Source organism: Tsukamurella sp. II2bb (genome assembly GCF_057815145.1).
In genome coordinates, this window is the sequence record NZ_JBYPZI010000001.1 from 637924 (window position 1) to 650309 (window position 12386).

Genomic DNA, 12386 nt, shown 5'->3' on the forward strand with positions numbered 1-12386 from the left:
TCACGCGCCGAGGAACCGCGCGCACATCTCGCCGATCATGTACGACGGCGCGTTCGTGTTGCCGCCCGTGATCGACGGCATGATCGAGGCGTCCGCGACGCGGAGGCCCTCGACGCCGATCACCTTCAGCTCCGGATCGACGACGGCCCGCTCGTCGGTGCCCATCCGGCAGGTGCCCACCGGGTGGTACACCGAGTGCACGCGGTTCGGGAGCTCGCGCCGCAGCGCCGCATCGTCCATGAGGGAAGCGCCGGGCGTGAACTCCTCGCTCACCTTGCCGCGCACCGACGGGTGCTGCATCACCTCGCGGATCATGCCGATGCCCTCCATGAGCACCTCGGTGTCCTGCGGATCGCTGAGGTAGCCGGGGTCGATCGACGGCTGCTCCAACGGGTTCGCGGAGTTCAGGCGCAGCTCGCCACGGCTCTGCGGGTAGATCAGCGTGGGCAGGATGGTCAGGCCGGGCCGGGGATCGACCATGTGCAGCTTGTCGGCGTCCTGATTGGGCACCGGGTAGTTCCATGGGAGACAGTGGATCTGCAGGTCCGGGATGTCCTTGGCGTAAGAGGTGCGCACGAACGCGGCCGCGTCGAAGACGGTGCGCGCCATCCACGTCGTGCCCGGCTTGCGGACCTCGGCGGCCACGCCCTTCGCGAAGTACGCCGGGGTGCCCTTGTTCACCGCGTCCTTCATGAGGAAGGTCATCGGGACGAAGAGGTGATCGTGCAGGTTCTGGCCGACGGGCAGGTCGGCGACGACGTCGATGCCCTTTTCCCGCAGGTGCGCCGCGGGGCCGACGCCCGAGAGCATGAGGACCTGCGGCGTGCCGATGACGCCGGCGGAGACGATGACCTCCTGCTTGGCGCGGATGGTGGTGACCGAGTTCCCGTCCAGCACCTCCACGCCCGTGGCGCGGCCGTTCTCGATGACGACCCGCTTGACGTGTGCGTTCACGTGGACACGCAGGTTGGGGCGGGCCTCGCGGAGGTAGCCCTGCGCGGAACTGTAGCGGGTACCGCCCGCGGCACTCTGCTGGAAGACGCTGACACCCTCCTGCGACGGGCCGTTGTAGTCGTCGATGATCGGCGCGTTCAGCGTGCCGGCCAGGGCGTCCATGTAGGACTTCGTGGCCTCGGTGAGGTCGCGCTGGCGCGTCACCTCGATCGGGCCGCCCGCGCCGCGCAACTCGTTCGCCCCGCCCTCCCAGTTCTCCAGGCGCTTGAACGCGGGCAGTACGCCCTCGTAGTCCCAGCCGGTGGCTCCCTCGGCGGCCCACGAGTCGTAGTTGGCGCGGTTGCCGCGGACGAAGAGCATGCCGTTGATGGAGCTGGAGCCGCCGAGGATCTTCCCGCGAGTCATGGGGATCCGGCGGTCGTTGGCGAACTTCTGCGGCACTGAGTACTGCTTCCACGCCACCTGCGACTTCATCTGTGGCACTGTGTGCACCATCGTGATCATGCCGGGCACCTGTGTCATGCGGGTGTTGTCGGCCTTGCCCGCCTCGAGCAGCGCGACAGTGGCGCCGGTGTCGGCGAGTCGGCCCGCCACCACGGAACCCGCGCTGCCCGAGCCGATCACGACGTAGTCGACGGCCTCGTTCGGCGACAGCGGGGTGGTCGCGGTCTTGTACAGCCTGCGGATCATGTGGGGTTCCTTCCGGCGAGGGTCGCGCCGAGGGCGCGGAGGTGGGCCGTTGCGCCGCCGAGCGCGAACTCCGCGCGCTTGGCCGCCACGAAGTAGCGATGGGTGGGGTGGTCCATGTCGATCCCGACACCGCCGTGCACGTGAACCGCGGTGTGCGCCACGCGGTGTCCGGCCTCGGCGGCCCAGAACTTGGCGGTGGCGATCTCGGCTTCGGCGTCGAGTCCTTCGGACTCGCGCCAGGCCGCCTCGAGCACCGTCAGGCGGACGGCTTCGACGTCGATGTAGGCGTCGGCGAGGCGCTGCCGGACGGCTTGGAAACCGCCGATCTGCTTGCCGAACTGCTCGCGCGTGCGGGCGTAGTCGGCCGTCAGCTCGAGCGCTCGTTCCGTAATGCCCGCCTGCAGGGCGCACCAGCCGATCGTCGCGAGACGGCGGGCGCGGGCGGCGGTGTCCGGGCCGCCGAGCCGCGCGGTCGTGGGCAGGTTGACGGCGTCGGCCTCGACAAGGGAGGTGTCGGTCCCGTTGCCGACGTGCTGGCCGGTGACGACGAGCCCCGTCGTCCCGCGCGGGACGAGGAGGAGGACGGCACCGTCGGCGGTGGTGGCCTCGAGGAGGAGGAGATCGGCGAAGGAGGCGGACGAGACCGCGGTCTGCGCACCGTCGACCTGCCAGCCGTCGGCCGTCGGGCGAGCGGTGAAGCCGCTCAGCGCGTCCCCGAAAGCGACGGCGGCCGTCGTGGTGCCGCGGACCAGCGGCACGAGCCACCGCTCGAGCTGGGCGGGCGTGCCGGCCTCGGCGAGGAGCTCGCCGGCGACGAGAACGGTGTCGAGGTACGGCGCGGGTGCCACTGCGCGGCCGAGTTCGGCCAGGACGGCGGCGTGGGCGAGCAGGCCGAGGCCGCCGCCACCGACGGCGGAGGGGAGGGCCGCGTCGAGCACTCCGGAGCGGGTGAGCGCGGCCCAGAGCCCGGCGTGGAAACCGGAATCCGTGGGGCGCGGGTCCTTCTCGGCCCAGGACAGCACGATCCGCCGGGTCAGGTCGGCGAGATCGGTCCGGGCTTCCGGGACGGTGAAATCCATCTCTTCTCTCCTGCCCTATCGGCTGACCGGCAGCCGCAGGCCGGCCCCGGCGATCAGGTCGCGCTGGATCTCGTTGGTGCCGCCGCCGAAGGTGAGGATGAGCGAGCTGCGGTGCAGGCGCTCGATGCGGCCCCGCAAGAGCGCTCCGGGCGAGCCGGCGCGGACGATCGCCGCGGTGCCGAGTACCTCCATCAGCAGGCGGTACCCCTCGGTGGCGTACTCGGTGCCGAAGACCTTGGTGGCCGAGGCGTCGGCAGGACCGAGCTCGCTGTGGTCGGCGGCCCAGGCGATCTTCCAGTTGCGCAGTTTGAGGTACTGCGCGTGCGCGTAGACGCGGGCGAGGTGCACGCGCACCCACTCGGCGTCGATCACCCGCGAGCCGTCGGCGAGCCGGGTGGTCTGCGCCCAGTGACGCACCTGTCGCTCCGAGTCCAGCAGAGGGGCTGCGGAGGTCAGTGCGACCCGCTCGTGGTTGAGCTGGTTGGTGATGAGTTTCCAGCCGCCGTGCAGCTCACCGACGACCGAGCCGGCCGGCACGCGGACGTCCTGGTAGTAGGTTGCGGACGTGCCCGGCCCGGCGACGGTGTGCACCTTGGTCCAGGAGAAGCCCTCCGCGTCGGTGGGCACCACGAGGATGGAGACGCCGCGGTGGCGCTGGGCCTCGGGGTCGGTCCGGGCCGCGAGCCAGATGTAGTCCGCGTACTCGATGAGCGAGGTCCACATCTTCTGGCCGTTGATGACGAAGTCGTCACCGTCGCGGACGGCGCGCGTGCGCAACGCGGCCAGGTCGGTGCCGGCCTCGGGCTCGGAGTAGCCGATCGAGAAGTGGGTCTCGCCGGCGGCGATGCCGGGCAGCAGTTCCACCTTCTGCTCCGCAGTGCCGCCCGCCATGATCGCGGGGCCGACGGTGTTGACCGTGAGGAACGGGACTGGCACGCCGGCGATCGCTGCTTCGTCGGTGAAGATCAGCTGGTCCAGCATGGGACGGGCCTGCCCACCGAATTCCTCGGGCCAGCCGATCGCCAACCAGCCGTCCTTGCCCAGAGTGCGGGTGATCTCCTTGTAGACCTCCCCGTCGCCGTACTCGCCACCGGGCCCGAGTAGGGCTTCGCGGCGCTCCGGCGTCATCAGCCGGGCGAAGTACGCGCGCAACTCGGTCCGGAGCTCCTGCTGTTCCGGCGCATAGTCGATCCGCATGGCGTCACTGTAGAACAAGTTCTAGAAAAGTGGAACGAAACCGCGGTCTCGGCAGTATTTTCCTACTGGAAGGGGTGCGTGCCCCGTAGTGAACAGGTTCTCGAATCGGAAGGATGGCGCATGGCGCAGGTGAACGTGGAGAGCCTGGACGGCAAGGTGGCGATCGTGACCGGCGCGGGTGCCGGACTGGGCCGCGCCGAGGCGCTGGCGCTGGCTCGCGGGGGCGCCGCGGTCGTGGTGGGCGACGTCTCGCCCGCCGCCGAGCAGGTGGTGGAGCAGATCCGGGCCGACGGTGGTCGCGCCGAGCTCGTGCTCGGCGACTCGGGCGACCGCGAGACCGCGGATGCGCTCATGGCCGCCGCCGACGGACTCGGCGGGCTGCACATCGTGGTCAACAACGCCGGCTTCTGCCGCGACAAGATGATTTTCTCGATGTCCGACGAGGAGTTCGACTCGGTGGTCCGGGTGCACCTGCGCGGGCACTTCCTGCTCTCGCGCAACGCCTCCGCGTACTGGCGCGATGCGGCCAAGGCGGAGGGCGGCGAGGTCTACGGGCGCGTGATCAACACGTCGTCGGAGGCCTTCCTGTTCGGCTCCGTCGGCCAGCCCAACTACGCCGCGGCGAAGGCTGGCATCGCGGCGCTCACCATCGCCACCGCGCGTGGCCTCGGCCGCTACGGTGTCCGCGCCAACGCGATCTGCCCCCGAGCCCGGACGGCCATGACGGAGGGAGTCTTCGGCGAGGCTCCCGACGGTGCGGTCGACCCGCTGTCCGTCGATCACGTCGCGCGCTTCGTGCGCTTCCTCGCCGGGCCGGAGGCGGTGAAGGTCAACGGGCAGGTCTTCGTGGTGCACGGCGGCATGGTCGCGCTGATGGCGCCGCCGAGCCTCGAGGCCCGCTTCGACGCCGACGGCGGCCAGTGGGACGAGGCGGGGCTCGCCGCAGCGGTCGGTGGCTATTTCGCGGATCGCGACGACCGAATGTTCGTCGCAGCACAGTTGGAGGGATGACGATGACCGGAAGGCTCAGCGGGAAGCGGGCGCTCGTCACGGGCGCCGCACGCGGCCAGGGCGCCGCAGTCGCGCGGCGGTTCGTTACTGAGGGCGCGCAGGTACTGCTCGGCGATGTGCTGGACGAGCAGGGCGCTGCGCTCGCCGCTGAGCTGGGGGACGCCGCGGTGTACCGCCATCTCGATGTGACGAGCGAGGACGATTGGGCCGCAGCGGTCACCGAGGTGCGGGAGCGCTTCGGCGGGCTGGACATCCTGGTCAACAATGCCGGCGTGCTGTTCTTCTCGGCGCTGGAGCAGACCTCCCTCGCGGATTACGAACGGGTCATCAGGATCAACCAGTTCGGTTGCTTCCTCGGGATGCGCGCCGCCGTGGAACCGATGAAGGCCGCAGGTGGCGGGTCGATCGTCAACACGTCGTCGGTCGAGGGGCTGGGCGGCATGCCCTATCTGACTGCCTACACCGCCAGCAAATTCGCTATCCGAGGCATGACCAAGTCCGCGGCGATGGAGCTGGGGCAGTACGGCATTCGCGTCAACTCGGTGCACCCGGGCATGATCGACACTGCGATGGTGGCGGACGCCCTGGGCGGGAACGAGCCGCCCACCGACTGGCTCAAGCAGCGGCTCCCGATCGGGCGGCAGGGCAGTGCCGACGAGATCGCCTCCCTCGTGCTGTTCGTGGCCTCGGACGAGGCGAGCTACAGCACGGGCGCCGAGTTCGTGGCCGACGGCGGCGCCACCGCGACGCACGCGTTGAAGCTGTAGATGCCGTCGCCCGAAGAGATCCGGCGGGTGGTGGAGGCCTCGCCCGCGGCGGTCGCCGCGCACGACAAGGCCGCGTGGACGGCGCTGTTCGCGCCCGGCGGCACCGTCCACGACCCGGTCGGGCCGCCGCCGCAGACCACTCCGGAGGCGATCGCGCGGTTCTACGACATGTTCATCGCGCCGAACACCATCGTCTTCGACGTCGAACACGACGTGATCGACGGTGACACGATGTGCCGTGATCTCACTGTGCGCACCACGATGAGTACCGGTGTGACGCTGCGCATCCCGATGCACCTGCGCTACATCGTCACCGACGGTGCGGACGGCCCGGCGATCTCCGGGCTGTACGCGCATTGGGAGCTGCGAGCGATGATCATCGCGCTCCTGCTCTCGGGCCCGCGCGGGCTGGCCGCGGGCGCCCTCCTCGGGCCCCGCCTGTTCCGTACCCTCGGCCCCCGCGCCGCCCTCGGCTTCCTCGGCGGGGTCCGCGGCGTCGGCGGCCGCGGTCGACGCCGTGCGACCGCGCTCCTGTGCGAGCGAGGCCTCCAGGTGGGCAAGGTGCTCGCTTCCGGATCGACGGTGACCGCCACCGTCTACGACGGTGCTCGTCGCGGCGTCGCCCTCGTCGACCTCTCCGGCGCGGGCGCACCGACGGTCACCGTCCACCTCCCCGATTGAACACCGTTATGGAGTATCTGACCTGCGGTTTTCTTCTCCATAACGGTGTTCAATTGGAGGAGGCGACGCGGGAGAGGGTGAGGGCGGCGGCGCGGACGGCGGGGGCGACCCGCTCCGGGCGCATGCGGGTGCTCCACCCCGCCACGGAGATCGCGGCGACGGGAGCACCGTCGCCGTCGAGGACGGGGCAGGCCACGCAGACGGTGCCGCTGCCGGACTCCTCCCGCTCGTAGGCGACGCCCTCGTCGCGGACCCGCTGCAGCTGGCGGCGCAGGATCGCCGGGGAGGTGATCGTGCGGGTGCTCAGCCTCGGCAGCCCGGTCGCGATCACCCGGTCGACGGTGGCCTCGGCCGAGAACGCGAGGATCGCTTTGCCCACGCCGGTGGCGTGCGCCGGCATCCGGCCGCCCACGCGCGACGGGAGGTTCGGCGCGTCGGGTCCGGGCACGACCTCGAAGTACACCACCTCGGTGCCCTCGAGGCGCGCGAGGTGGACGGTGTTGCGGGTCGCCGAGCGGAGATCGGCGAGCACCGGCCGGGCCGCGTCGACCAGGTCGCGGTGGCCCGTGGCGAGCTGACCGATCTCGAAGAGTCTCAGTCCGAGGCGGAGGTCGGTGCCGGACCGCTCCAGCAGGCCCGCGGTCACCAGGTGCCCGGTGAGGCGGTGCACCGTCGACTTCGGCAGGCCGGTGCGGCGCGCCAGTTCGGACACCCCGAGCCCGCCGTCGCCGGGCCGGTATGCCGACAGGAGCGCGGAGACCCGGTCGACGGTGGCGCCGTCGTTCCGCTCAGCGGGACACATGTGTTGAGTATGCGGGACAGGGACCGCAGTCTCGACGGTATGACGGAGAAAGTAAGGGCGGCCATCGTCGGCCCGGGGAATATCGGCACCGATCTGCTCGCGAAGTTGCGGCGCAGCGAACACGTGGACGTCAGGTACATGGTGGGCGTGGATCCCGAGTCGGACGGCCTCAAGCGGGCCGCCGCGCTCGGGCTCGAGACCTCGGCGGAGGGGGTGGACTGGCTGCTCGCGCACCCCGAGCCGCCGCAGCTCGTCTTCGAAGCGACATCGGCGAAGGCGCACCGCGCCAACGCACCTCGCTACGCCGAGGCGGGCATCGTCGCCGTGGACCTCACGCCGGCGGCGGTGGGTCCGCTGGCCTGTCCCGTGGTGAACCTTGAGTCCCAGCTGGACGCGCCCAACGTCAACATGATCACCTGCGGCGGGCAGGCGACGATCCCGATCGTGCACGCCGTCAGCCGCGTCACGCCGGTGAGTTACGCGGAGATCGTCGCCTCGGTCTCCTCCCGCTCGGCCGGCCCGGGGACTCGCGCCAACATCGACGAGTTCACCCAGACCACGGCGCGCGCCATCGAGGAGGTCGGCGGCGCGGCCAAGGGCAAGGCGATCATCATCATCAATCCGGTCGAGCCACCGATGATCATGCGCGACACGGTGTTCTGTGCGATCGACCCCGACGCCGACCGCGACGCGATCACCGCGTCGATCGAGCAGATGGTCGAGGACGTGCAGGTGTACGTGCCCGGTTACACGCTCACGGCCCCGCCGCAGTACGACGAGCCCCGGCCGGGCTGGGAGGGCAAGGCGCGCGTCGCGGTCTTCCTCGAGGTCGCGGGCAACGGCGACTACCTGCCCACCTACGCGGGCAACCTCGACATCATGACCGCCGCCGCGGCGCGCGCCGGCGAGCTGCTCGCGCAGCGCATCCTGACAGGAGTGAACGCATGACCGGCATCAACGGCGACCTCTGGAGCGATCCGGACCGCGACGTGCGCATCGTCGACACCTCGCTGCGCGACGGCAGCCACGCCATGGCCCATCAGTTCACCGAGCAGAACGTGCGAGACACGGTGCGCGCCCTCGACGACGCGGGCGTCTCGCTCATCGAGGTGACCCACGGCGACGGGCTCGGCGGCAGCACCTTCAACTACGGCTTCTCCCTGGTCGACGAGCGCAAGCTGATTGCCGCAGCGGTTGACGAGGCGCAGCAGGCGAAGATCGCCGTGCTCATGCTGCCCGGGCTGGGCACCGTCGAGGACATTCGCGTGGCGGCCGACCTCGGGGCGGGTGCGCTGCGCATCGCGACCCACTGCACCGAGGCGGACGTCTCGATCCAGCACTTCGGTGCAGCGCGGGAACTGGGACTGGAGACGGTGGGCTTCCTCATGCTCTCGCACATGTCCACGCCCGAAGCGCTGGCGAAGCAGGCGCGGATCATGGCCGACGCGGGCTGCCAGTGCGTCTACGTCGTCGACTCGGCGGGCGCGCTGATCCTCGAGGACGCGAGCGACCGCGTGGCGGCGCTGGTCGCCGAGCTGGGGGAGGACGCACAGGTCGGGTACCACGGGCACCAGAACCTGAGCTTCGGCGTCGCCAACTCGGTGCTCGCGTACCGGGCCGGAGCGAAGCAGATCGACGGTTCGCTGCTCGCTCTCGGCGCTGGTGCTGGTAATTCGCCGACCGAGGTCCTCTCGGCCGCCTTCGAGAAGCTCGGCGTGCGCACCGGCACCGACAAGGATGCGCTGATGGCCGCCGCGGAGGACGTGGTCAAGCCGTACATCACCCGCCTGCCGGTCATGGACCGCAGCTCGATCGTCCAGGGCGCCGCGGGCGTGTACTCGAGCTTCCTGCTGCACGCGGAGCGGGCGGCGGAGCGCTACGGCGTCCCCGCGTACGAGATCCTCTACGAGTGCGGCCGCCGCGGCTACGTCGGCGGTCAGGAGGACATGATCATCGCCATCGCGGTGGAGATGTCCGCGGCGCAGAAGGTCTGACGGAACGGGCCCGACGGTGCCACGGCGCACCGTCGGGCCTCCTGCCGCCGGGGCGGCGGGGTCAGTACTCGACGGTGATGGCCTGGGTGGGGCACTGACTGACCGCGTACTCGATGTCCTCGCGGTCGGCGTCGGTGAGACCCTCGTCGGTGACCTCCGCGAAACCCTGGTCGTTGACCTCGAAGACGTCGGGGCGGATGCCCTCGCAGACGCCGAAGCCGGTGCACGCGTCGCCGATGGTGATCTTCATGGTGTTCTCCGTTCAGGTCGGTCGGGTCAGGGGGCGAGGACGGCCGTCACCGAGCCCAGCGGGCCCATGTCGGCGACGACGACGTCTCCGGCGCGGACCGGCTCGGCCCGCGTCATCGAGCCGGGCAGGACGACGTGGCCGGGCTGCAGCACGGTGCCGAGCGGCCCGACGGTGTTCGCGAGCCAGACGAGGGCGTTGATCGGCGAGCCGAGGACGGCACCGCCCGCGCCCGTGCCCACCTGTTCGCCGCTGATCCGGAAGGTGCATCCGATGGTACGCAGATCGACGTCCGTCAGGCGGGTCGGCCGGCTGCCCAGGACGACGCCGCCCGAGGACGCGTTGTCGGCCACGGTGTCCACGATCGAGATCTTCCAGTCCGTGATGCGCGAGTCGACGACCTCGAGGGCGGGGACGACGAAGTCGACGGCACGGATCGCATCCGCCACCGTGACGCCCGGGCCGCGGAGCTCGCGGCCGAGGACGAAGGCGATCTCCGGCTCGATCCGGGGCTGCAGCCAGGACGAGGCGTCGATGGGCATCTGCTCGAGGTGGAACATCGAGGCGGTCAGGTGCCCGAAATCGGGTTCGTAGACGTTCATCTGGCGCTGCATCGCGAGTGAGGCGAGCCCGACCTTGTGCCCCTTCACCACGTCGCCCGTGGCTTCCCAACGGCGCACCTGTTCCTGCTGGATCCGGTACGCGTCGGTGATCGTGGCCGTGGGGAAGGTCTCGATGATCGGGTCGATCGGCGTGCGCGCGGCGTACGCGCCGAGCAGTGCGTCGGCGGCGGCGGAGACAGCGGACTCGTCCATGGTCGAATAGTAGAACAGGTTCCAGTTGTGTGGGGGCGGAACGGCTCAGGAGCGGGGCAGGCCCAGGAGTTGCTCCGCGGCCACGTTCCGCAGGATCTGCGAGGTGCCGCCGGCGATGGACAGGCAGCGGCTGAGCAGGAACTCGTACCGGGCGTCGTCGGGGTCCTCCGGGCCGGCCACGGCACCGTCGGGCCCGAGGCGTCGCAGGCAGGCCTCCGCGACCGCCTGACGGTGCCGCACGCCGACCAGCTTGCGTACGCTGGACGCCGCGCCCGGGTCCTGGCCGCCGACGCTGGCGATCACGGCCCGCAGGTCGAGCAGGGTGCAGGACGCCGCCTCAGTGACGAGCTCGCCGAGCGCCGCGAGGTCCGGATCCGGACCCGGATCGGCGAGGAGCCCTTCCAGGCGCGCGCCCAGGCCGGACCCGCTCATGGCGACCCGCTCGTTGGCGAGCGTGGTGCGGGCGAGGCGCCAGCCGCCGTTCACCGGGCCCACGACGCAATCGTCCGGTACGAAGACGTCGGAGAGGAAGACCTCGTTGAACCGCACGTCGCCGGTGATCTCGCGCAACGGACGCACGTCGATGCCGTCGGAGAGCATGTCCACCAGGAAGTAGGTGATGCCCTTGTGTTTCGGTGCGTCCGGGTCGGTGCGTGCCAGGCAGATGGCCCAGTCCGCCTCGTGCGCGAGTGAGGTCCACACCTTCTGTCCGGTGAGCGACCATCCGCCCTCGACCCGGGTGGCCTTCGTCCGCAGCGAGGCGAGATCGGAGCCCGCCTCGGGCTCGCTGAACAGCTGGCACCACCGGATCTCGCCGAGCAGCGTCGGCCATACGAAGCGCTCGGCCTGCTGGTCGGTCCCGTGCTCGAGGATCGTCGGCGCCGCCCACGCGCCGATCACCAGCGACGGGCGTTCGACCCTCGCGGTTTCCAGCGCACCGTCGATGATCAACTGCTCTGCGGGGCCGGCACCCCGTCCGTAGGGCGGATCCCAGTGCGGCACCATCAGTCCCGACTCCGCCAGCGCGCGCCGCTGCTCGCCGGCGGGCAGCGCGGCGATCCGTTCCGCCTCGGCCGCAGCCGCGGCGTGGTCGCCGTCGATCCGGAAGTCGAGCCCACGCCGGACGCCGGCCAGGGCGAGTTCCGCTGCGCGCATACGCCATCGGGTGCTGTCGCCGAGCAGCTGCCGAAGGGCGGTCGCGCGGCGCAGGTACAGGTGGGCGTCGTGCTCGAAGGTGAAACCGATGCCACCCAGGACCTGGATCGCGTCCTTGGCGTTCTCCACCGCCGCATCGAGGGCGCCGGCCGCCGCGACGGCGGCCGCCAGGCGGTGCTCCGCGCCCGCACCGACGGACCGGGCCGCATCCCACGCGAGCGCCGCGGACTGCTCGGCACGGCAGAGCATCTCGGCCGCGATCTGCTTGATCGCCTGGAAGGAACCGATCGGCCGGCCGAACTGGACCCGGACCTTCGCGTACTCGGCGGCGGTGCGCAGGGTCCACGCAGCCACCCCGGACGCCTCGGCCGCCGCGAACGTCGCGAGCGCCGACCGGGCATCCGCACCGGTGAGCCCGGGGACCTCGGTCGAATCGTCGAAGGCGATGTCCTCGAGATGAATCCGCGCCAGCGGCCGGGAGGAGTCCAGGCCGGGCAGCGGCTCGACGGTGACCCCGGGATGCCCGGGCGGGAGCAGATGCCAGGCGCCCGACGGGGACTCGACCAGCAGGTGGGATTGTGGGGTGGCGTCCGGGGCGAGCGCGCCGGCACCGTCGACCACGAGGGCTGCACGTGCCTCGCCAGCGGCGAGAGCGGAGCGCACCGCGCGCAGGCGCTCCGATCCGCGCAGGTGGTGCTCCAGCAGGACCCCGACCACGACCGTGCCCATCACCGGCCCGGGCGCGAGCACGGTGGTCGCTGCCTCGACCGCTACCGCGGCGTCCTCGGCAGTGCCGCCGAAGCCGCCCAGCTCCTCGCTCAGCGTGATGCCGAAGACGCCGATGTCCGCCAGTCCGCGCCAGGCCTTCTCGAGGGCGCCGGGGTCGCCGGAGCGGACCGCGTCGATGGGATGCGCGCGGTCGGCCCAGTCCCGGATCGCGTCGGCGAGGGCGTTCTGGACGTCGGTGATCGCGAGGGTCACGGTTCTCCTTCGG

Annotated in this window: 12 protein-coding genes; 5 read left to right on the plus strand and 7 right to left on the minus strand. The window is 71.1% G+C overall.

The annotated features are described in order from the left end of the window. From AC21LY_RS03470 to AC21LY_RS03480, 3 genes are read right to left on the minus strand one after another with little or no spacing between them, the layout of a single operon-like run. Entirely contained in the window at window positions 1-1644 is a 1644-nt protein-coding gene (locus tag AC21LY_RS03470; RefSeq protein WP_489044927.1) for a GMC family oxidoreductase, read from the minus strand. Further along, window positions 1641-2723 (minus strand): acyl-CoA dehydrogenase family protein, encoded by a 1083-nt coding sequence (locus AC21LY_RS03475; RefSeq protein ID WP_489044929.1) that lies wholly within the window; start codon window positions 2721-2723, stop codon window positions 1641-1643. Before AC21LY_RS03475 ends, AC21LY_RS03470 begins: the two co-directional genes overlap by 4 nt. 15 nt (window positions 2724-2738) lie before the next feature. After that, the gene (locus AC21LY_RS03480) at window positions 2739-3920 is read right to left on the minus strand and encodes an acyl-CoA dehydrogenase family protein (RefSeq protein WP_489044931.1); all 1182 of its coding nucleotides are present in this window, start codon (window positions 3918-3920) and stop codon (window positions 2739-2741) included. 120 nt (window positions 3921-4040) lie between these two features. Between AC21LY_RS03480 and AC21LY_RS03485 the strand changes: the two genes are divergently transcribed. Genes AC21LY_RS03485 through AC21LY_RS03495 form a run of 3 tightly spaced genes read left to right on the plus strand, consistent with a single transcriptional unit; the run spans window position 4041 to window position 6379 of the window. Then, window positions 4041-4931 carry a 3-oxoacyl-ACP reductase gene (locus AC21LY_RS03485; RefSeq protein WP_489044933.1) on the plus strand — a complete coding sequence of 297 codons (891 nt, stop codon included), beginning with the start codon at window positions 4041-4043 and terminating at the stop codon, window positions 4929-4931. Between the two features lie 2 nt (window positions 4932-4933). Further along, window positions 4934-5698 (plus strand): glucose 1-dehydrogenase, encoded by a 765-nt coding sequence (locus AC21LY_RS03490; protein ID WP_489045415.1) that lies wholly within the window; start codon window positions 4934-4936, stop codon window positions 5696-5698. Beyond that, complete coding sequence (locus AC21LY_RS03495; RefSeq protein ID WP_489044934.1) at window positions 5699-6379, plus strand: nuclear transport factor 2 family protein; 681 nt, start codon at window positions 5699-5701, stop codon at window positions 6377-6379. 49 nt (window positions 6380-6428) lie between these two features. Here AC21LY_RS03495 and AC21LY_RS03500 read toward each other — a convergent pair whose 3' ends face one another. Next, window positions 6429-7181 carry an IclR family transcriptional regulator gene (locus AC21LY_RS03500; protein ID WP_489044935.1) on the minus strand — a complete coding sequence of 251 codons (753 nt, stop codon included), beginning with the start codon at window positions 7179-7181 and terminating at the stop codon, window positions 6429-6431. A 39-nt stretch (window positions 7182-7220) separates the two neighbouring features. On the opposite strand from AC21LY_RS03500, the gene AC21LY_RS03505 reads away from it, so the two are divergent. Next, window positions 7221-8129, plus strand: coding sequence for an acetaldehyde dehydrogenase (acetylating) (locus AC21LY_RS03505; RefSeq protein WP_489044936.1), 909 nt, complete (start codon window positions 7221-7223; stop codon window positions 8127-8129). Beyond that, window positions 8126-9175 carry a 4-hydroxy-2-oxovalerate aldolase gene (dmpG, locus tag AC21LY_RS03510; protein ID WP_489044937.1) on the plus strand — a complete coding sequence of 350 codons (1050 nt, stop codon included), beginning with the start codon at window positions 8126-8128 and terminating at the stop codon, window positions 9173-9175. Before AC21LY_RS03505 ends, dmpG begins: the two co-directional genes overlap by 4 nt. Before the next feature lie 61 nt (window positions 9176-9236). Here the strand turns inward: dmpG and AC21LY_RS03515 are convergent, their stop codons facing one another. From AC21LY_RS03515 to AC21LY_RS03525, 3 genes are read right to left on the minus strand one after another with little or no spacing between them, the layout of a single operon-like run. Next, window positions 9237-9425 carry a ferredoxin gene (locus AC21LY_RS03515; RefSeq protein ID WP_489044938.1) on the minus strand — a complete coding sequence of 63 codons (189 nt, stop codon included), beginning with the start codon at window positions 9423-9425 and terminating at the stop codon, window positions 9237-9239. Window positions 9426-9451: 26 nt separating this feature from the next. After that, on the minus strand, window positions 9452-10237 hold the full coding sequence (locus tag AC21LY_RS03520; RefSeq protein WP_489044939.1) for a 2-keto-4-pentenoate hydratase: 786 nt from the start codon (window positions 10235-10237) through the stop codon (window positions 9452-9454). A gap of 45 nt (window positions 10238-10282) precedes the next feature. After that, the gene (locus tag AC21LY_RS03525; RefSeq protein WP_489044940.1) at window positions 10283-12373 is read right to left on the minus strand and encodes an acyl-CoA dehydrogenase family protein; all 2091 of its coding nucleotides are present in this window, start codon (window positions 12371-12373) and stop codon (window positions 10283-10285) included. Between the last annotated feature and the right edge of the window lie 13 nt (window positions 12374-12386).

What these genes read in the sequence shown, in the direction of transcription:
- AC21LY_RS03470 (WP_489044927.1), bottom strand. Translation starts at nt 1,644, where the DNA reads ATGATCCGCAGGCTGTACAAGACCGCGACCACCCCGCTGTCGCCGAAC.
- AC21LY_RS03475 (WP_489044929.1), bottom strand. Translation starts at nt 2,723, where the DNA reads ATGGATTTCACCGTCCCGGAAGCCCGGACCGATCTCGCCGACCTGACC.
- AC21LY_RS03520 (WP_489044939.1), bottom strand. Translation starts at nt 10,237, where the DNA reads ATGGACGAGTCCGCTGTCTCCGCCGCCGCCGACGCACTGCTCGGCGCG.
- AC21LY_RS03495 (WP_489044934.1), top strand. Translation starts at nt 5,699, where the DNA reads ATGCCGTCGCCCGAAGAGATCCGGCGGGTGGTGGAGGCCTCGCCCGCG.
- AC21LY_RS03500 (WP_489044935.1), bottom strand. Translation starts at nt 7,181, where the DNA reads ATGTGTCCCGCTGAGCGGAACGACGGCGCCACCGTCGACCGGGTCTCC.
- dmpG (WP_489044937.1), top strand. Translation starts at nt 8,126, where the DNA reads ATGACCGGCATCAACGGCGACCTCTGGAGCGATCCGGACCGCGACGTG.
- AC21LY_RS03480 (WP_489044931.1), bottom strand. Translation starts at nt 3,920, where the DNA reads ATGCGGATCGACTATGCGCCGGAACAGCAGGAGCTCCGGACCGAGTTG.
- AC21LY_RS03490 (WP_489045415.1), top strand. Translation starts at nt 4,934, where the DNA reads ATGACCGGAAGGCTCAGCGGGAAGCGGGCGCTCGTCACGGGCGCCGCA.
- AC21LY_RS03505 (WP_489044936.1), top strand. Translation starts at nt 7,221, where the DNA reads ATGACGGAGAAAGTAAGGGCGGCCATCGTCGGCCCGGGGAATATCGGC.
- AC21LY_RS03515 (WP_489044938.1), bottom strand. Translation starts at nt 9,425, where the DNA reads ATGAAGATCACCATCGGCGACGCGTGCACCGGCTTCGGCGTCTGCGAG.
- AC21LY_RS03485 (WP_489044933.1), top strand. Translation starts at nt 4,041, where the DNA reads ATGGCGCAGGTGAACGTGGAGAGCCTGGACGGCAAGGTGGCGATCGTG.